This window comes from Methylobacterium organophilum, from assembly GCF_022179465.1.
Lineage (GTDB): Bacteria > Pseudomonadota > Alphaproteobacteria > Rhizobiales > Beijerinckiaceae > Methylobacterium > Methylobacterium organophilum.
This window is the reverse complement of record NZ_BPQV01000009.1, coordinates 201332-220374: the sequence shown is the minus strand read 5'-3', so window position 1 is coordinate 220374 and position 19043 is coordinate 201332. Positions and strand designations below refer to the sequence as shown.

Annotated in this window: 16 protein-coding genes and 1 tRNA gene; 5 read left to right on the top strand and 12 right to left on the bottom strand. The window is 68.6% G+C overall.

Features of this window, described 5'->3' with window-relative positions; genetic code table 11:
- Positions 1-55 precede the first annotated feature (55 nt).
- The 3 genes from dapB to MFF21_RS16145 form a co-directional block, all read right to left on the bottom strand.
- Positions 56-856 carry a 4-hydroxy-tetrahydrodipicolinate reductase gene (gene dapB, locus MFF21_RS16155; protein WP_238312311.1) on the bottom strand — a complete coding sequence of 267 codons (801 nt, stop codon included), beginning with the start codon at positions 854-856 and terminating at the stop codon, positions 56-58.
- Between the two features lie 96 nt (positions 857-952).
- Positions 953-1675 (bottom strand): ferredoxin reductase, encoded by a 723-nt coding sequence (locus tag MFF21_RS16150; RefSeq protein WP_238312310.1) that lies wholly within the window; start codon positions 1673-1675, stop codon positions 953-955.
- A 5-nt stretch (positions 1676-1680) separates the two neighbouring features.
- Positions 1681-2286, bottom strand: a complete 606-nt coding sequence (locus tag MFF21_RS16145; RefSeq protein ID WP_238312309.1) for a sulfite oxidase-like oxidoreductase — start codon at positions 2284-2286, stop codon at positions 1681-1683.
- A 266-nt stretch (positions 2287-2552) separates the two neighbouring features.
- On the opposite strand from MFF21_RS16145, the gene MFF21_RS16140 reads away from it, so the two are divergent.
- Positions 2553-5525 carry a glycosyltransferase gene (locus tag MFF21_RS16140; protein WP_238312308.1) on the top strand — a complete coding sequence of 991 codons (2973 nt, stop codon included), beginning with the start codon at positions 2553-2555 and terminating at the stop codon, positions 5523-5525.
- Positions 5526-5529: 4 nt separating this feature from the next.
- Here MFF21_RS16140 and MFF21_RS16135 read toward each other — a convergent pair whose 3' ends face one another.
- From MFF21_RS16135 to map, 7 genes are all read right to left on the bottom strand, one after another.
- Entirely contained in the window at positions 5530-6276 is a 747-nt protein-coding gene (locus MFF21_RS16135; protein ID WP_238312307.1) for a proteasome-type protease, read from the bottom strand.
- A gap of 141 nt (positions 6277-6417) precedes the next feature.
- The gene (locus tag MFF21_RS16130; protein WP_238312306.1) at positions 6418-8745 is read right to left on the bottom strand and encodes a TonB-dependent siderophore receptor; all 2328 of its coding nucleotides are present in this window, start codon (positions 8743-8745) and stop codon (positions 6418-6420) included.
- A 411-nt stretch (positions 8746-9156) separates the two neighbouring features.
- Positions 9157-10005, bottom strand: coding sequence for a transglutaminase family protein (locus MFF21_RS16125; protein WP_238312305.1), 849 nt, complete (start codon positions 10003-10005; stop codon positions 9157-9159).
- Positions 10006-10046: 41 nt separating this feature from the next.
- A complete protein-coding gene (locus MFF21_RS16120; RefSeq protein WP_238312304.1) occupies positions 10047-10991 on the bottom strand; it encodes an alpha-E domain-containing protein in 945 nt (314 codons plus the stop codon).
- Between the two features lie 143 nt (positions 10992-11134).
- The gene (locus tag MFF21_RS16115; RefSeq protein WP_238312303.1) at positions 11135-12574 is read right to left on the bottom strand and encodes a circularly permuted type 2 ATP-grasp protein; all 1440 of its coding nucleotides are present in this window, start codon (positions 12572-12574) and stop codon (positions 11135-11137) included.
- A gap of 76 nt (positions 12575-12650) precedes the next feature.
- Positions 12651-13409, bottom strand: coding sequence for a RadC family protein (radC, locus tag MFF21_RS16110; RefSeq protein ID WP_238312302.1), 759 nt, complete (start codon positions 13407-13409; stop codon positions 12651-12653).
- Positions 13410-13416: 7 nt separating this feature from the next.
- Positions 13417-14244 (bottom strand): type I methionyl aminopeptidase, encoded by an 828-nt coding sequence (gene map / locus MFF21_RS16105; RefSeq protein ID WP_238312301.1) that lies wholly within the window; start codon positions 14242-14244, stop codon positions 13417-13419.
- Between the two features lie 183 nt (positions 14245-14427).
- Between map and MFF21_RS16100 the strand changes: the two genes are divergently transcribed.
- From MFF21_RS16100 to MFF21_RS16090, 3 genes are all read left to right on the top strand, one after another.
- Complete coding sequence (locus MFF21_RS16100; protein ID WP_238312300.1) at positions 14428-14688, top strand: zinc-finger domain-containing protein; 261 nt, start codon at positions 14428-14430, stop codon at positions 14686-14688.
- Positions 14689-14695: 7 nt separating this feature from the next.
- Positions 14696-15886, top strand: a complete 1191-nt coding sequence (locus MFF21_RS16095) for an FAD-dependent monooxygenase (RefSeq protein WP_238312299.1) — start codon at positions 14696-14698, stop codon at positions 15884-15886.
- 52 nt (positions 15887-15938) lie between these two features.
- Positions 15939-16025, top strand: a tRNA-Leu gene (locus MFF21_RS16090).
- 174 nt (positions 16026-16199) lie between these two features.
- Here the strand turns inward: MFF21_RS16090 and MFF21_RS16085 are convergent.
- Entirely contained in the window at positions 16200-17264 is a 1065-nt protein-coding gene (locus tag MFF21_RS16085; RefSeq protein WP_238312298.1) for a phosphatase PAP2 family protein, read from the bottom strand.
- A gap of 182 nt (positions 17265-17446) precedes the next feature.
- Between MFF21_RS16085 and MFF21_RS16080 the strand changes: the two genes are divergently transcribed.
- A complete protein-coding gene (locus MFF21_RS16080) occupies positions 17447-17629 on the top strand; it encodes a hypothetical protein (RefSeq protein ID WP_238312297.1) in 183 nt (60 codons plus the stop codon).
- 13 nt (positions 17630-17642) lie between these two features.
- Here the strand turns inward: MFF21_RS16080 and MFF21_RS16075 are convergent, their stop codons facing one another.
- Positions 17643-19019, bottom strand: coding sequence for a PleD family two-component system response regulator (locus tag MFF21_RS16075; RefSeq protein ID WP_238312296.1), 1377 nt, complete (start codon positions 19017-19019; stop codon positions 17643-17645).
- Between the last annotated feature and the right edge of the window lie 24 nt (positions 19020-19043).

The following is a 19043-nucleotide window of genomic DNA, read 5'->3' as shown; positions in this document are numbered from 1 at the left end:
AGAAGCGAAGGGCTGACGACACGTGGAAATCGTCAGCCGAACTTTCGTCCAATCCTCAGGCGAGCCCGAGCACGTCGTCCATGCCGTAGAGGCCCGGCGGCTTGTCGAAGGCCCAGCGCGCGGCCCGCACGGCGCCGCGGGCGAAGATCGCCCGGTCCTCGGCGTGGTGCGAGAGGGTGATGCGCTCGGAGGGGCCGGCGAAGATCACGCTGTGGTCACCGACCACGCTGCCGCCGCGCAGGGTGGCAAAGCCGATGTCGCCGGGGCGCCGCGCCCCGGTATGGCCGTCGCGGGTCGAGACTCGGCGCTCGGCGAGGGCGACGCCCCGCCCCTCCGCCGCCGCCTCGCCGAGCAGCAGGGCGGTGCCCGAGGGGGCGTCCACCTTCATGCGGTGGTGCATCTCCAGCACCTCGATGTCGAATTCCTCGCCGAGGGTGGCGGCGACCTTTCGGGCGATGCCCGCGAGCAGGTTCACGCCGAGGGACATGTTGCCCGAGCGCACGATGCGGGCGTGGTAGGAGGCCGCCTCGATCTTGCGCAGGTCCTCCGCGGAGAGGCCCGTGGTGCCGATCACGTGGACGATGCGGGCCTGGGCGGCCAGCGCCGCATAGGCCACGGTCGCGGCGGGGGCGGTGAAGTCGAGGAGGCCCTCGGCCGCGGCCAGCAGCGGCAGCGGGTCGTCGCTGACTTTCACACCGGTCTCGCCGATGCCCGCGAGCAGGCCGGCATCCTGGCCGAGGACGGCGGAGCCCTCGCGGTCGAGGACGCCCGCCAGGATGCAGCCCTCGGTCTCGGCCACCGCGCGGATCAGCATCCGCCCCATGCGCCCCTCGGCGCCTGCCACCACGAGCTTCATGATCCTGTGCGCTCCCGACGATCGATGGAGGCATGCGCGGTAGCCGCTCGCCGCCGCGGTGCCAAGGGTTCGAGACATCTCGAGGGAGACGGGGCCTCAGCCGCCGAAACGCTCGGTGCGGATGGTGCCGGGCTTCAGACCGGCATCGAGCAGCAGATTGCTCACATGGCTGACGAAGGCGTTGCCGCCGCAGACGAAGACATGGCGCGGCAGGCCGAGGCATTCGATCGCCGTGTCGATCATCACCCGGTCGATCCGGCGCCCGGCGGTCGGGCCTTCCCGCGTCAGGAGCAGGGTCAGGTCGAATCCGGTCTCGTCGCGGGAGCGCGCCAGCAGTTCCGAGCGTCCGATGGCCTCGGCGGCGTTGCGCGCCGAGTAGAGGAGCAGCATCGGCGCCTCGGACCCGCTCTGCGCCCGCGCCCGGACCATGGACAGCAGGGGGACCACCCCCGAGCCGCCGCCGATGAGCAGCACCGGCCCGCCATCCTCCGGCGACCAGACGAAGGAGCCGCCGATGGGCCCGCGCAGCTCGATCGCGTCGCCGACCTCGGCGACGGTGTCGAAGAAGGAGGAGACCTCGCCGTTGTCGAGCGCCTCGATCATCAGCTCGATCCCGGCGGGATCGCCCGGCGCGGAGGCGATGGAGTAGCTCCGCTGGGCCTGGTAGCCATTCTCGGCCGTGAGCCGGACCTCGACATACTGCCCGGCCCGGTGCCGGGCGCCGAGGCCGTCGAAGCGGAAGCTCTTCACCCGTGTCGTCGCCTGCCCGATGGCGGCGATCGTGGCGGTCGTCCAGGGGAGGGGAGGGCGGTCGGACACGAGCCTCAATCCCCGGTGAAGCGCTGCTCGCGCCAGGGATCACCGTACATGTGATAGCCGCGCAGCTCCCAGAAGCCGGCCTCGTCCTTCTGGGTGAAGCGAAGGCCCTTCACCCACTTCGCGCTCTTCCAGAAATAGAGATGCGGCACGAAGAGCCGGGCCGGGCCCCCGTGGTCGGGTTCGATCGGCGCGCCGTCATAGGTGGTGGCGACCATCGCCTTGCCGCCGAGAAGGTCGGCGACCGGAACGTTGGTGGTGTAGTCGTCGTGCCCCTCGGCCAGGACGTAGGGCGTCGGCGCCGCGATGCCGGCGGCGGCGAGGATGTCGTCGAGGCTCACGCCCTCCCAGGCCGTGTCGAATTTCGACCACTTGGTCACGCAGTGGATGTCGCCCTTCCAGCGCGTGCGGGGGAGGGCGTTGAACTCCTCCCAGTTCCAGCTCGCGATCGGGCGGGCGCCCTCGCGCAGGGTGAAGCGCCAGGTGTCGAGGGACACCCGCGGCGTCGGCCCGAGCTGCAGCACGGGGAAGTCGTCGGTGAGATACTGGCCGGGCGGCAGGCGCTCGCGGATCTCGGCGGCGGGGGGACGCCCCGTGAAGCCTCTCGTCGCCATGGCTCGCTCCTCCCGTGATCCGGGGCCTCGTGCCGCCCCGTGGGAAAACCGGCTGTCGCATGCCCGTCCCGCCTTCGCAACGCCGAGGCTGCCCGGCATGTGCCACACTTCACGTGCAAGGCGCGAAGGGAGCGTTCCACCAGGCCTCGGAACCGCCGGAGCAAACCTTTGCGAGCCGCCCCCGCGCCACCTTGACCGATTCGAGGAAGCCGCCTACCGCTGCCGCGATTGCGGTAGAATTCGTTAATTTCGGGAAAGACTTGGTTGTGTTCAGATTGTCGAGGCGCCTCCGCCGGCGGAGCCGCGAGGCCAACGCGATCCAGCCGTTCTTCGACGCCCGCTTCTACTGTGCCGAGTATCCCGATGTCGGCCGGGACACGATCGATCCCCTGATCCACTACCTCGATCACGGCTGGCGCGAGGGTCGCAATCCCTCGGCCGTGTTCTCGACGCTCTACTATCGGGACCGCTACCTGCGGGGCCTGGCCGAAGCCGTGAACCCGCTCCTGCATTACGCCCGGCTCTCGCCCGAGGAGCGCCTGCGCTCGCCGACGCTGCCGGGGCCGGAATTCATCGAGATCCAGGCGGGCCTGATCGCCCCCTATTTCGATGCGCCGGGCTATGCCGTCGCCGCCGCGCTCGACGACGACGAGGATCCCATCGCCCATTACCTGACCCGGGGCTGGAAGCAGGGCCTGGACCCCTCCGAAGGCTTCTCGGGCGAGACCTACCTCCACCTGCACGGCCATGTGCGCCGGCTCGGGGTGAGCCCGTTCTACCATTACGTCTCGACCTACCCGCTCCTGCATGACGGGGCGGAGCTGCCGGGGGCGAACGCGGATCTCGGCACGGACCGCCTGCCGCGGGATCTGGCGACGGCCTCCGACGTGCAGGTCTACGAGACCGTCCGGGGTGAGTTCGACGCCGAGTTCTATCTCAGCCGCCAGGGCGACGTGCGCGCTTCCGGCATCGACCCGGTGCGCCACTTCCTCGAATTCGGCGTCCGGGAGAACCGCGACCCGAACAAGCATTTCTCGATGCATTACTACCGGGGGCGGTACGGCGACGAGATCGCGGCCGGGGTCAATCCGTTCTTCCATTATCTCGCGGTGGGGCGGGCCCGGGGCTACAGCCCCAATCCGCACGGACGGGGCAACTGGCCGCCCCAGGTCGCGCCGGAGCCTACGGCCTGGCAGGCGGTGACGCCCGCCGCCGATCTGGAGGTGGCCGAGGTCGTCCTGATCATGCCCGTCTACAAGGGCTACGACGACACTCTCCGGGCGATCCATTCCGTGCTGGCCAGCCGGCCGCGCACGCGCTTCGCCCTGCTCGTCATCAACGATGCCGGCCCCGACGCGCGCCTGACCGCCGCGCTGGATGACCTCGCCGCGCAGGGCCTGTTCGCCTACCGCACCAACGAGGCCAATCTCGGCTTCGTGGCCACCTGCAACCGCGGCCTGGACATCGCCGCCGGCAAGGACGTGGTCCTGCTCAATGCCGACATCGTGGTGTTCGGCGACTGGCTCGACCGGCTGCTCTGGCATGCGCAGCAGGACGCGTGGGTCGCGACCGTGACGCCGTTTTCCAACAACGCCACCATCTGCAGCTACCCGGTCTTCAACGCCGACAACCAGAACCGCCTGGAGATCGAGCCGCACGAGATCGACGCCTATGCCGCGCTCTGCAACGCCCGCTCGCACTCGCCGGTCCCGACCGGCGTCGGCTTCTGCTTCTACATGCGCCGCGCGGTCATCGACGCGGTCGGCTCCCTGGACGCGGAGACCTTCGGCAAGGGCTATGGCGAGGAGAACGACTTCTGCCTGCGGGCGTCGAAGGCCGGCTTTCAGAACCTGCTCGCCCACGACGTCTACGTCTTCCATTCGGGAAGCGTCTCCTTCGGTTCGCTGATCGCGACCAAGGGCGAAGAGATCTTCAACACGGTGCTGCGCAAGCACCCCGATTACCGCCTGCGGGTCGAGAATCACATCAAGGTCGACCCGGCGCAATTCGCCCGGCACCGGCTCGATGTCTTCCGCTTCGCCCGCCGGGCGGGGGAGGGCATCGCCCTGTTCGTCACCCACGACTGGAGCGGGGGGATCGAGACCCATACCGAGGCGATGGCGCGAAGACTGCGGGCCGAGGGGATGGAGGTGGTCTATCTGCGCACGGCCGGGCCGGACACGGTCAAGCTCGGTCTGCCGGAGGATACGGGCATCGATTTCGCCGCCGGCTCCCTCGACCCGATCTCTCTCACCAAGGAAGCCGGCCTGCTCGCCGAGTTCCTGGATTGGCTGAAGCCGTCCCTGGTGCATGTGCATTCGCTGGCAGAGCTGAGCTGGAGTTCGGCCCGGGACCTGATGGCGCTGATCCGGCGCCTGCCGGCCTATGATTGCACGCTGCACGACTATTCCGCCGCCTGCCATCGCAACCATCTGGTCCGGCCCGAGGGCGTGTATTGCCGCATGCCGGAGCCGGAGGTCTGCCGCGACTGCATCCGGCTCGATGCCAAGGCGGACGGTGTGCCGGACCCCGCGGAACGGCGCGCGGTGTTCGCGGAGTTCCTGGCCGGCGCGCGGCGGGTCTACGCGCCCTCCGACGACATCGCCGGGCGCCTCGGGCCGGCCCTTGGGCTCCCCAATCTCGTGATCCGTCCGCACGAGGAGGACTGGCCGGCGACCGAATTGCCGCGGTACGTCCGCGGCGACCGGCCCCTGCGCATCGCCCTGCTCGGCGCGTTCGGCACCCACAAGGGGGCGGACGTGCTCTATAATCTGGCCCTCGACGCGCAGTTCCGCGCGCTGCCGGTCAGCTTCACCATCGTCGGCTATTCCAACGTCAAGAAGACCCTGCACGGCGTCGGCGTGCGCGAGACCGGACGCTATGCCAGCGACGCGGAGGCCTTCGCGGCCCTGAAGAAGCTCGATCCCGACCTCGTCTTCCTGCCGTCGATCTGGCCGGAGACCTATTGCTACACCCTGTCCATGGCGCTTGCCGCCGGCGTTCCGCCTGTGGTGTTCGATCTCGGCGCCCAGGCCGAGCGCCTGAGGGCGCTCGGGGAGGGGCACATCCTCGATTCACGGCTGATCGAGGATCCGCAGGGCCTCAACGACGCCCTGCTGGCGCTGCCCGTCGATGCGCTCTGGGCGCGGCGCAAGCCTTACCGCTCCGCGCATTACCCGCGGATCCTGGAGGATTACTACGGCCTGCCGGCGCTGGTGCGGGAGACCGTCCCGGCCTGAGCGATCAGCCCTGAGGCGCGTAGGGCGGCCGCGGGATCGCCCGGTGCGCCGCGCGCAGGGCCGCCGACCAGCGCTCGCGCAGATCGTGGAAGTAGCTCTCCCCGGCCTCGATCCGGTAGTTCACCTCGAGGTCGAGGGCATCGCGGCGGGCCACGGCGATGTCGATCGGCAGGCCGACGCCGAGATTCGAGCGCATGGTCGAATCCATCGAGACGAGGCCGACCTTGAGGGCGTCGTAGACGTCGGTCTCGAAGGTCACCGCCCGGTCGAGGATCGGCTTCCCGTATTTGTGCTCGCCGATCTGCAGGAACGGCGCGTCCTTGCCGCACTCGATGAAGTTGCCGGCCGAGTAGATCATGAACAGGCGCATGCCTTCGCCCGCGATCTGGCCGCCGAACAGGAAGGACACCTCGAAGCGGATCCGGGCCTGCTCGAAGCCCTCGCGCTCGATGGCGTGCACGCGCTTGATCGCCTTGCCGACAAGCTGCGCCGCCTTGAACATGGTCGGCGCTTCGACGAGCTTCTGGGGCGGGCCGCCCTCCTCGTTCTCCACGCCCTCGCCGAGCATGCTGATGACGGATTGCGTCACCGAGAGGTTGCCGGCCGAGGCGAGCATCATCACGCGCTCGCCGGGCACGTTGAACATGTGCAGCTTGCGATAGGTGGAGATGTCGTCGATGCCCGCATTGGTGCGGGTGTCTGCGATCATCACGAGCCCGTCCTCGACGAGCAGTCCGACGCAGTAGGTCATGAGAGTGCCCGCCCGGGTGTTTCGAGAGGTGAACGCGGCTCGGATCGCACGGCGCTCAAGGCCTCGCAAGATCCTCTTTTCGGCGGGCGGCCCTGCACGGGCCGCCGCCCGGATCCCGTGGGCCGGGCGGCTTTCAGTCCCTCACCACTTGTAGCTCAGGCTGCCGATCACCCGTCGCGCCTCGCCGTAGAAGCAGGAATTCTCGGATTGGCAGGAGGAGACGAAGCGCTTGTCGCCGATGTTGGCGGCGGTGACCGCCGCGCGCCAGCCATTGTCCCAGGCGTAATGGACCGTCGCGTCGAAGAGCACGTATTCCGGCACCTTCAAGGTGTTGTAGGAATCCGCGTAGGAATGCCCGACATAGCGCACGCCGCCACCGAAACCGAAGCCGCGCAGCTCCCCCACCGGGATCGTGTAATCCGCGAACAGGGAGGCGAAGGTCTGGGGCACATTGGTCGGTGTCTTGCCGATCAGCCCCTGAAGGCGCGGATCCTCGAGCCTGATGTAATCCAGGTCGTAGTGGGTATAGGCGGCGACGACGTTCAGGCCTTCCGCCAGGGTGGCGACGAATTGCGCCTCGACGCCGCGGGAGCGCACGCTTCCGAGCTGCGTGGTGCCGAAGCCCACGCCCGACGGAACGGGGATCGGCGGATTGTCGCGGACGAGGTCGAAGGCCGCCACCGTCAGGAAGTAGGGCGCGCCCACCGGCTGCAGCTTGAGGCCGACTTCGACCTGCTCGCCCCGATCGGGTTTGAGCGCTGCACCGGTGATCGCGTCCGGTCCGATCTGGGGCTGGAACGAGGTTGAGTACGCGACGTAGGGCGCGATCCCGGGATCGAAATTGTAGAGGAGCGCGATGCGGCCCGTCAGCGCCTGGTCGTCACGCCGGGTGCTGTTCGCGCCGTTGAAGAGCTTGTCGGTGACGTCGCTCGCGGCGAAGTCCTGGCGCAGGCCGCCGATCAGGGTCAGCCGGTCCGTCAGCTTGATCTGGTCCTGCGCGTAGAGGCCGATCTGCGAGAAGCTGTTGACGTTGACCTGATAAGGCCCCGGGCGCCCGAGGGCAGGGCCGAAATTCGGGGCCAGGAGGTTCAGAGACGGAGCGGCATAGAACGGATTGGCCGCGAAGTTGGTGCCCTGATTGTCGTAGAGCGTATAGTTTTTGTAATCGACGCCGAAAATCACGTCGTGCAGAAATAGGCCATCGGAGAAGCGTGCCTCGGCCTGATTGTCGACCTGGAACAGGTTCACCCGGTCGCTGTAATTGAACTGATAGCGTGCCAGCTGAGTCTGGGTGGCCGGATCCGCATAGCCGAGCTGGCCGATATACGAGTTCTGGGTGCCGTCGCTGAACGAGTAGCGAAAATTCTGCCGGACCGTCCAAGTCTCGTCGATGATGTGCGCGAACTCGTATCCGGCGAAAGCTTGCTCGCGCTGGAAGTTGTTGATGTTGGGGTCGCCGACATTCAGGGAACGATCGATGCGCAGGCCGCTCGCATTGGGCCGCACCGTGCCGTAATAGGGCAGGAAGTTCGCAGTCACGGCCGACCAGTCGCGCTGGTAGCTCGTCAACACCGTGAAGGAGGTGCCCGCATCCGGCCGGTAGGTGAAGGACGGGGCGATGTAGACGCGGTCCGAATCCGCCCCGTCGATCTGCGTCCCACCCTGCCGTCCGATGCCGGTCAGGCGGTAGAACCAGTGGCCGGAACCATCGACCGGACCGCCGATGTCGAAGGCAAGGTACTTCTGGCCGAACGAGCCGCCCCCCGCCTCGACATAGCCGAAGGGCTGCTCGGTCGGGCGCTTGGTGATCTGGTTGACGAGACCGCCCGGGTTCCCGGCGCCGAACAGCACGGCGGAGGGACCGCGCAGGACCTCGATGCGTTCGAGGCCGAAGATCTCCTGCTTGAACGTGCCGAAGCCGTAATTGAGAAGCTGCAGGCTGTCTTTGTAGATGCCGTAATCGCTGGCGACGAACCCGCGCAGGGTGAAGTAGTCGACGCGCTCGTCCGCGCCGAAGGTCCCGGAATAGATGCCGGCCGTGTATTGCGTCGCCTGGGTCAGCGTGGTCGCGCCCTGTTCGGCGATCTGCGTCTGGCCAATCACGGTGATGGATTGCGGGGTTTCGATCAGCGGCGTGTTCGTCTTGGTCGCCGTCGCCGAGCGGGTCGCGACATAGCCCCGGATTGGGCCGACCGGGCTCTCCTGGCCGGGCGGCGTGCCGATGGCGCCGGCCGGCCCGTTGAGGCCGCCATTCGCAGCGGTGTTGGGCGCGGCCGCGGAATCGGGCACCACTGCACGGGACGTGCCCGCGCCGGCCGCATCCACCGGCCGACTCCCCTGCACGCTGATCTCTTCGAGGCGGGTCGTCGTCTGGGCGAGGACCTGCGCGGGGGCCGCGACGCCGAGGGCGATCAGCGAGAGGCCGCCGGCCAGGGCCGCATGACGGTGGCGGCCGGGGAGCGACGCCACGGCGAAATCCGTGCCCGGCCCGGTGCCGGCCGTGGACGGGGTGCGGCGAGCGTCGATGGGAGACCGCGACTCAGACTCGCGTCCGCGGCTGACAAGGAAGACGGGAAACACGATCTCATCCGGGTGCGAGAAGTTGCACACAGGGATGCGGACGGATCGCTGGCGCGTCAATGAGAAGTGCGCAAGCGAATTATGTATTGCACGCGGTGTTGCGCAGGCAAAACACAGTAGAATTATTCTATTTTTATACTCGCGGACGACGTCCCATTTATACCTCCGCGCGCGACCGCGAGGGATCGGTTCGGACATCTAGCGGCCGGTATCGCAAATTCAGGGGTGCTGGTACGCCCCATGAGACCGAAGGTCTCCGATTGCGGCCCCAGTCCTTGATCGCGACGTCGCGGGGCGGCCTCAGCCCTGCGACTGGCTTTGGCTCTGCTGGCTCTGCGCCTGCACCTGCTCGACGCGCAGGGCCACTTCGAGGGTCTCGATGCCGCCGCCCATGCGGCTGCCGCGGATCGGCGCCGCGCCGAGATAGTCGAGGCCGCTCGCCACACGGATATGGGCCTCTGTCGCCGAGATGCCGTTGGCGGCATCGAATCCGACCCAGCCCAGATCCGGCACCAGCGCCTCGGCCCAGGCGTGTCCGGCCTTCTGGTCGTCGGTCCCGTCGTTGCGGTGGAAATAGCCGGAGACGTAGCGGGTCGGGATCTCGAGGTGGCGGGCGGCCGAGAGGAAGATGTGGGTGAGGTCCTGGCACACGCCCTTGCCCACCTCGAAGGATTGCGCCGCCGTCGTGCTCGCGCTGGTCGGGCCGGGCTCGAAGGTGACCCGGTCGTGGATCGCCTCGAGCAGGGCGTGGCACAGGGCGAGGGGCGTGGCCTCGGCCCGGGCCGCGACCTCGTCCGCGAAGGCGACGAGTTCGGCGCTGGGTTCCGTCAGGTTCGTGTCGCGCAGGTAGAACAGGTCGGGCAGGCGCTCGACCGCGCCGCGCACGATGCCGTGGGTCTCGAAGGTCTCGACCTCGCCGGTCACGCGGATGGTCAGCTCCTCCGCCGCCTCGTCCGCGGAGAACCAGTGGACGATGTTGCCGAACCCGTCCTCGCGGGCGGTGAGGCGCCCGTTCACCGAAGGTTCGATGCGCCATTCGCGCACATGCTGGCCGTCATGATCCCGTGGCGTCAGCCGCAGCACTTGGATCAGTCCCCGTGCCGCCTGTTCGTAGGTGTAGATCGTGTCGTGAACGACGCGGATTCGCATGCCTTGCCTTCCCGGCGTGAACTCTTCTCGCGCGACCTTGCTCAGACCAGATACTGCTCGCTGATCGCCGCGCCGATCTTGTTGTTGTCGGCGATGAAGCCTTCGATGAACTCGTGGAGCCCCGAGGCGAAGATGCGCTCGATATCGGCCCCATGAAGCCGGGCCCGCAGATTGCTCGCGAGCCGCTGGCTCTCGCCGCGCCGGCCATAGGCATCCGCGATCAGGTCGAGATGCTCCACCAGCATGCGGTAGCAGCTCGCCAGGGAGCGGGGCATCTCCCGGTTGAGGATCAGGAGGTCGGCGACCAGCAACGGCTTGATGCTCTCGCGATAGACCCAGTGATAGGCGTTGAAGGCCGAGACCTCGCGCAGGATCGTGGTCCACTGGAAGTAGTCGAGGCTGCCACCGACGCGCTCCGAGGCCGGCAGCAGGATCTGGTACTTCACGTCGAGGATGCGGGCGGTGTTGTCCGCGCGCTCGATCGCCGTGCCGAGGCGGGTGAACCAGTAGGCGTCGTTGCGCAGCATCGTCCGGTAGGCCGAGCCGTCGAAGGCCAGAGAGGTGCGCTTCACCCAGTCGAGGAAGAGCGAGAACTCCTCCCGGTTGAGCTCCCGGCCCTCGTAGTTGCGCAGCTCCAGATAGGCGCCGTTGATCGCCTCCCACATCTCCGTGGTCAGCGCCGTCCGGATCGATCGGGCGTTCTCGCGGGCGGTGGCGATGCAGGAGCGGATCGAGGACGGATTGTGTGGCGAGAAGGCGAGGAAGTTGCAGACCGTGTGCTCGTCGACCGTGTCGTAGAGCGTCTTGAACACCTCCGGGTCACCCGCGGAGGAGAGGGCGGAGGCCCATTCGTTGCTCTCGCCGCCGCCGTAGTTCGAGGGCAGGGCCGCGAGCCGGTGGGCGGCATCAAGGATGCGCGCCACGAACTCGGCGCGCTCCACGTAGCGCGAGAGCCAATAGAGATTGTCGGCGGTGCGGGACAGCATGGCTTCACGTCATAGGCACGCCCGGCCGGAGCCGGAAAGGAAGGAGAAGCGGGGACGCTGCATCTTGTTTGCGCAGCTGCTCCATCCGCCGGCAATAAGGAAAGGCGCACGGGGCGAGTGTGCCCGTCGGTGCGCCGGATTGCTCATGCGTCGAGCACCCAGGTGTCCTTGGTGCCGCCGCCCTGGCTCGAATTGACGACCAGGGAGCCCTCCTTCAGCGCCACGCGGGTCAGGCCGCCGGGCACGATGCGGATCTCGTCGGCGCCGGCGAGCACGAAGGGGCGCAGATCGACGTGCCGGGGCGCGACGCCGGAGGCGACGAAGGTCGGGCAGGTCGAGAGCGACAGGGTCGGCTGGGCGATGAAGTTGTCCGGCGCGTGGCGCAGCTTCTTGGCGAAATCCTCGATCTCGCGCTTGGTCGCATGCGGGCCGACGAGCATGCCGTAGCCGCCGGATCCATTGACCTCCTTCACGACGAGGTCCTTCAGATTGTCCATGACGTAGGAGAAGGCCTCCTTCTCCCGGCAGCGCCAGGTCGGCACGTTGTGCAGGATCGGCTCTTCGCCGGTGAAGAACTTCACGATCTCCGGCATGTAGCTGTAGACCGCCTTGTCGTCGGCGATGCCGGTGCCGACCGCGTTCGACAGGGTGACGTTGCCGCGCTCGTAGGCGTTCATCAGGCCCGGCACGCCAAGCACCGAATCCGGCCGGAACACCAGGGGATCGAGGAAGTCGTCGTCGAGGCGGCGATAGATCACGTCGACCCGGCGCGGCCCCTCGGTGGTGCGCATGTAGACGACGTCGTCCTTGGTGAAGAGGTCGCCCGCCTCCACCAGCTCGACGCCGAGCTTGTCCGCCAGGAACGAGTGCTCGTAGAAGGCCGAGTTGTAGCGGCCGGGGGTGAGCAGCACGACCGTCGGGTCCCGCGTTGCGGACTGGGGCGCGAGGCTGCGCAGGGTGGCGAGCAGGGCATCGGGATAGTTCTCGACCGGTGCGACCCGGTGCCGGGAGAACAGCTCCGGGAAGAGCCGCAGCATCACCTCCCGATTCTCCAGCATGTAGGACACGCCGGACGGGGTGCGGGCATTGTCCTCCAGAACGAAGAACTCGTCTTCGCCGGTGCGCACGATGTCGATGCCGGCGATGTGCACGTAGAGATCGTGCGGCACGTCGAAGGCCCGCATCTCCATGCGGTAATGCGGGTTGCGGTAGACGAGGTCGGCCGGGATCACGCCGGCCTTGATGCATTCCTCGGCGCCGTAGATGTCGTTGATGAAGGCGTTGAGCGCCGTCACCCGCTGTTTCAGGCCCCGCTCCAGGAAACCCCATTCCGGCTTGGTGAGCACCCGCGGGATGATGTCGAACGGGATCAGCCGCTCGGTCGATTCGTTGGCGCCGTAGACGGCGAAGGTGATTCCGATGCGCCGGAACAGCATCTCGGCCTGGCTGCGGCGCGTATTGAAATGCTCCGGCGGGGTCTGATCGAGCCAAGTTTTCAGGCTGTCATAGGCCGCGCGCACGGCGGGCGAATCCGCCGCCGCATCCCCCGGACCGCGCATCTCGTCGAAGGCCTTGAGCGCCATCCACCTCTCCCGTTTCTTCGACTCAAACTAGGCAAGAGGCAGGCCAGGGGAACCCGCGTGCGGGGCCATCCCCAGGTCAGATCAGTTTCAAACCCTTCAAGCTGGCATGTCCCTCCCGTCCGAGGACGACGTGGTCGTGCACCACGATGCCGAGGGGATCGAGAACGGATACGATCTCCCGGGTCATGCGCACGTCCGCGCCGGAGGGCGTCGGGTCGCCCGAGGGGTGGTTGTGGGCGAGGATGATCGCCGTGGCCGAGAGTTCGAGCGCGCGGCGGGCCACCTCGCGAGGGTAGACCGGCGTGTGGTCGACGGTGCCGCGGCCTTGCACCTCGTCGGCGATCAGGTGGTTGCGCTTGTCGAGGAACAGCACCCGGAACTCCTCCCGGGGCGAGAAGGCCATGGTGGCGCGCAGGTATTCGAGGAGCGCGCTCCAGGAGGAGAGCAGCGGCCGGGCGGCGACGGCGCCGCGGGCGAGGCGGTGGCCGGCGGCCTGGATCAGCTTGAGATCGGCGATTACCCCGGTTGAGACGCCCTCGACCTCGGCGAGCCGGCCGGGCTCCGCGCTCACCACTTCGGCGAAGGAGCCGAACCGCTTGATCAGTGCCTTGGCGAGCGGCTTCACGTCCCGCCGGGGGATCGCCCGGAACAGGGCGAGCTCAAGCAGTTCGTAATCGGCGAGCGCATCGGCCCCGGCTTCCGCGAAGCGGGCACGCAGCCGCTCCCGGTGGCCGTGGTAATGGGGAACCTCCGCCTGCGCCGGGGCGGGCGTCACGTCGGCGATCGAATCGAGCAGGCCGGGCGCCGCGGACGGGTCCGGCAGCCTGCGCGACATCCGCGGCTCAGCCTTGCGGCTTGGGCTGGTCGAGGCCCTTGGGCGAGAGGGTGAAGATCTCGTAGCCGTCTTCCGTCACCGCGATCGTGTGCTCGAACTGGGCCGAGAGCGAGCGGTCGCGGGTCACGGCGGTCCAGCCGTCGCCGAGAACCTTCACCGCCGGCCGGCCGAGATTGATCATCGGCTCGACGGTGAAGAACTGGCCCGGCTTGAGCGGCACGTCGTAGCTCGGCTCGACGTAGTGCAGGATGGTCGGGGCATCGTGATAGACCCGGCCGAGCCCGTGGCCGCAGAAGTCGCGCACCACCGAGCAGCGCTCGGATTCGGCGTAAGTCTGGATCGCGCGACCGATGTCGTTGGTGGAGCCGCCGGGCTTCACGGCCTGGATGCCGCGCATCAGCGCCTCGTAGGTGATCTCGCACAGGCGCTGCGCCTTGCGTGGTACCTCGCCGATATAGGCCATGCGGCTCGAATCGCCGTGCCACCCGTCGAGGATCAGGCAGATATCGAGATTGACGATATCGCCCTCGCGCAGGGGCTTGTCGTTGGGGATGCCATGGCAGACGACGTGGTTGATCGAGGTGCAGATCGACTTCCGGTAGCCGCGGTAATGCAGCGAGGCCGGATAGGCGCCGTGATCCATGCCGAACTCGAAGGCGAGACGGTCGAGATGCTCGGTGGTCACGCCGGGCTGCGCCGCCTCCATGAGCAGGTCGAGGGCCGCGGCGGTCAGGCGACCGGCGCGGCGCATGCCCTCGAATCCCTCCGGCCCGTGGATCGGCGGCTCGGGCGCGCGCCGGGATCCCTCGGCAACGGCGGTTTGGTCTCGGCTCATGACGGTATTTTTAACGCGCTCGGTCGGATTCCCGATGTGTTTACGCTTCGCGGCCGCGAGCGCCAACCCTGTCGGGCCCCTCGGGCTCTAGGCTTCGCCGCCGCGACGGGCTAGACCCTCAAGCCTTCGGCATTCGAGGATCGGTCCGCGGCGCTGTCGCGGGCACCGGCACAGGACGGCGCGATGGCAGACAAGGCGGTTCCGCACTTCCACAACCAGCCCGGCGTGGCGGTGGTGCATGTCGGCTCCAAGGAGTTCATGTGCATCGGCGCGCTGCCGCCCTTCGACCATCCGCATGTCTTCCTCGACATGGGGCGGGACGACGAGATCATCTGCCAGTACTGCTCGACGCTGTTCCGCTACGACCCGAAGCTGCGGCCCGGCACCGCGGAGCCGGCGGCTTGCCTCTGGAGCGACGAGCCCGGAGCCAAGGACGCCGCCTGATCCGGCCTTGAGTACGCTCTCGATCGCCATCGTCGGGGCCGGCATCGGCGGCTTGACGGCTGCGCTCGCGCTGAATGCGGCCGGTCACGACGTCACTCTCATCGAACGCCGCACCGGCTTCTCGGAGGTCGGTGCGGGACTCCAGATCTCGCCCAATGCGAGCCGCGTCCTGATCGGGCTCGGCCTCGGTGCGGCCCTGCGCCGGGCGGCCAACGAGCCGCCGGGCGTCGAGATTCGTTCCCTGGCAAGCGGGCGGCGGATCGGTGGCGTCGCCCTCGGGGCGCCCCTGCGCGAGCGCTACGGCTCGCCCTACTACGTCATCCACCGGGCCGACCTGCAGACGCTGCTGCTCGATGCCGTCCGCGCGCGGACGGGCATCCGCCTGATGGTGGGACGCGAGGTGACGGGACTGCAGGAAGCGGCACGCTCCGCGACGCTGGCGCTCGAGAGTGTCGATGGCGGGCGTCGGGACAGCCTGGAGGCCGATCTCGTCGTCGCGGCCGACGGGGTGCGCTCGCGCCTGCGGCACGGGCTCGACCCGCGCCCGCTCGTGACCCACCGGCAGGCCGCCTGGCGGGCGACGGTGCTGCGGGAGGCCGTGCCCGAAGCCCTAGCCGGCGAGCAGACCGGGCTGTGGCTCGGCCCGCGCCGGCACGTGGTGCATTACCCGATCATGGGCGGCCAGCGGCTCAACGTCGTTGCCATTGTGCCGGAGCGGGAGGGCGACGAGGATTGGGGCCGCCTCGGCGAGCCGGCGGTCCTGCGCGCCCATTTCGAGGATGCGGCTTCACCCCTGGCCGACCTGCTCGGTCTGCCCGATACCTGGGTGGTCTGGTCCCTCGTCGACCGCCCGGCCGGACGACCGCTGGCGCGGGGGCGCCTGGCGCTCCTGGGGGATGCGGCCCATCCGGTGCTGCCCTTCCTGGCACAGGGCGCCGCTCTCGCGATCGAGGACGCGGCCATCCTCGCCCGCTGCCTCGCGAGCGACCCAGACGTGCCCGCCGCCCTCGCGGCCTATTCCCGCGCCCGCTACGCGCGGGTGCGGCGCGTACAGAAGGCGGCCCGGGCCAATGGCCGAGCGTACCATGCCGGCGCCTTCAAGGGAGCCGTCCGCAACCTGGTGATGCGCCGCCTCGGCCCCACCGGCATGAGCGGGCGCTACGCTTGGCTCTACGGCTGGAATCCCGAAGGCGCCTGACCGACGCGACGGCTTGATCTGGCGCCGGGCGACCGCTACGCCGTCGCCCGGCGCGGACGTGGCGGAACCGGTAGACGCACGAGACTTAAAATCTTGCGGCCGCAAGGCTGTGCGGGTTCGAGTCCCGCCGTCCGCACCAATTTCCGTGGCCCTGCTCCGATCGACGGCGTGATGGATCGCCTCGCCGAACCGCCGTGGCGGGCTCGGCCGAATTCCCCTTTTCCTGTTCTCGGTTGCCGTTTCGCTGCGCTGGCGAAAAGGTCGTTGCAGCTATCCCCTGCAGGCGACGGGCGAAGAAGCCCGCTCGATCCGATCAGCCGGTTGCGGTGCGAGGCGGTGAGGCCGCTCGGTCGAGGGGAGAGGCCGCCTGTCTGACACGCCGCCAGAAGATCGAGCGTCCGCGCGACAGGCGCTGGCCGCTCAGTATCAGGAGCGAGAGCAGGCCGCCCGCCAGGACATCGGGAAGGTAGTGGCCGCCCGAGCCGATCGTCGCGACGATGACGGCGATGTTGAGAAGCGCGGCGAGGGGACCGATCATCGGCACCGGCGCCAGGGCCCAGGCGGAGATGATGGCCAGGCAGACATGGAAGGAGGGGAAGGTGACGAGCCCGCGGATGTCCTCAAGGGCGATCACCCGCATCGTGCCCTCGCGCAGGCGGTTCAGGGGCTCTAGGTGCCAGACCGCGCCGACCGTCTCGAACTGGTCGGCGGGCACGATACCCGGCTTGAAATGGGCATAGGAGCCGATGGCCGGAAAGATCGCCGCCACCAGGACCGAACACAGCATCAGCGCTCCGTAGAGGCGCACGAACGTCCAGAGGCGCCCCAGTCGGGAGCATGCGCTCAGGACGATCACCACCACGGCAATCTGGGGACCGCTGGAATGGTAGGCCAGCGCGAGCCACCACGAGAGCGAGGGATGCGCCGCGAGGAACGCGATGTAGGCGACCCAGTCGAACCCGAGGGCCGCTTCGACCCGGGCCAGTGTCTCGTCCGCGAAGGGGAGAGGGAGGGTCGCGGTCAGGTAGTGGAGGACCGCGAGCGGCAGGGTGAAGGCGACGAGACTGGCGGATGCCAGGGCCATGGCACGCAGCTTGGGCTCGGACTTGATCGGTCCCAGAAGGGCGGCGGCGACCAGCAGCACGGCCACGAAGGCGAAGCCGATCGCGAAGCCCCGCGCCTGGAGCCGGATGCCCGACAGCGAGAGCCAGATCGCATCCAAGACGATGAGGAGGACGGTCAGGATCCAGAGGCCGGGGTGAGGTGCGGCGAGGCTGGCGGGGATCAGGCGTAGCCGGGAGGGTTCTTCCGCGGACGCGCCATGGCTGTCCGCACGCCCGATGTTCGAGAAGGCCAAGCCTCCCTCTTCCGACAGCATCGCGTTGAGACCTCCTCATGGGGCGCTTCGCCTCGGCCATGTGGCCGCCGCCTCTCCTGTGAAGGCTTTGCCGCCCCGGTCGATCCGTCACGCTTCCCTGTGCCGCATCGATTGGCCGACCCGGGCGTTCCCGTCTGAGGTCGCCGTGCGCCTTGCGCCGGTGTTCGTCTGAGAGGGATGCGATGTTTCAGGCCGACAGAGACAAAGACAGAGACCGTGACGGGACAGAGCATCCCGCTTCGGACGAGGGGGGCGGCGCGCGGCGCAACATCGCGCCCGATGCCGTCAAGGATCCGAACGAGAAGACTGATGGGAAGCCGGGGCATCCGGGGCAGGGGGAGGAGGCCGATCCCGGCGCCGGTTGATCGCCCGGGAGGTTCAGGCGGCCGCCGAGGCCTCGACCCGGTTGCGGCCGGCTTCCTTGGCTCGATAGAGCGCCGTGTCCGCGCGCTTCAGCATGTCGGAGGGACCCTGATCGCGCGCCTCACGCTCGGCGACGCCGATGGAGACCGTGACGGCGATCGCCTTCGCGCCGCGTTCGATGGCGAAGGGCTCCCGCTCAATCCGCAGGCGGATCCGTTCGGCCACGGCGCGGGCTTCCGCGATCTCGGTGCCGGGCAGGATGATGACCACCTCCTCGCCGCCGTAGCGCGCGACGATGTCGACCTCGCGGGTGAGGGCGCGGACGCGGCCGGCAAAGGCGCGGAGCACCTCGTCGCCGGCATCGTGGCCGTAGGTATCGTTGATCGCCTTGAAGCGGTCGATGTCGAGGAGGAGGCAGGCGAGCCCGCGCTTGCGCGCCGCCGCGTCGCCGAAGACCGGGCCGAGACGGCCGTCGAGATAGCGGCGGTTGTGAAGCCCGGTCAGATCGTCGGTCACCGCGAGTTCCAGGGAGGCGGTGAGGGCGACGCGCAGGGTTTCGGAGAAGCGACGGCGGCGCACCTGGGTGCGGACTCGCGCGATCAGCTCGTTGCGGTCGATCGGTCGAAGTAAGAAGTCGTTCACGCCGAATTCGAGGCCGCGGATGACCCGTGCCCGCTCGTGCTCCTCCGCCAGCATGATCAGCGGCATGTTGCGCGTGTGGTCGAGGGAGCGGAGTTGGCCGCACAGGCGAAGGCCGTCGAACTCCGCGAGATCCAGGCTGACCAGGGCGAGCTCGAAATCGCCTTCCGTGGCGAGGGCGAGCGCCTTGCCCGGATCGGGCTCGATCACGACGTGGTGCTGGCGCGACAGCGCCTCGGACAGGCGGGAGGCCGCGCTCGGCCGGTCCTCGACGAGCAGGATGCGGGCGTTCTGGCCGTCCTCAGCGGCGGCGAGGGCGAGGGGGTCGGCCATGCCCATCGCGCGCGAGGCCAGTGCACGGCTACGCAGTTCGTCGGTCACCGCCTTCAGCCGCACCAGGCTGCGGACCCGGGTGAAGAGGGCGGTGTCGTCGATCGGTTTGGTGAGGAAGTCGTCGGCGCCTGCCTCGAGCCCGCGGAGGCGGTCGGAGGGCTGGTCGAGGGCGGTGACGATGACCACGGGCAGATGCGCGGTGGCCGGGTTCGCCTTGAGCCTGCGGCAGACCTCGAAGCCGTCCATGCCGGGCATCATGACGTCGAGCAGGACGATGTCGCACAGGCCCTTCTCGCAGATCGCGAGGGCATCCGCGCCGTTCATCGCGGCGAGCGTTTCGAAATATTCGAGGGCGAGCTTCGTCTCGAGCAGCTTCACGTTCGGAAAGAGGTCGTCGACGATCAGGACGCGGGCAGACATATCCGATCCCTCACACCCTGGCCG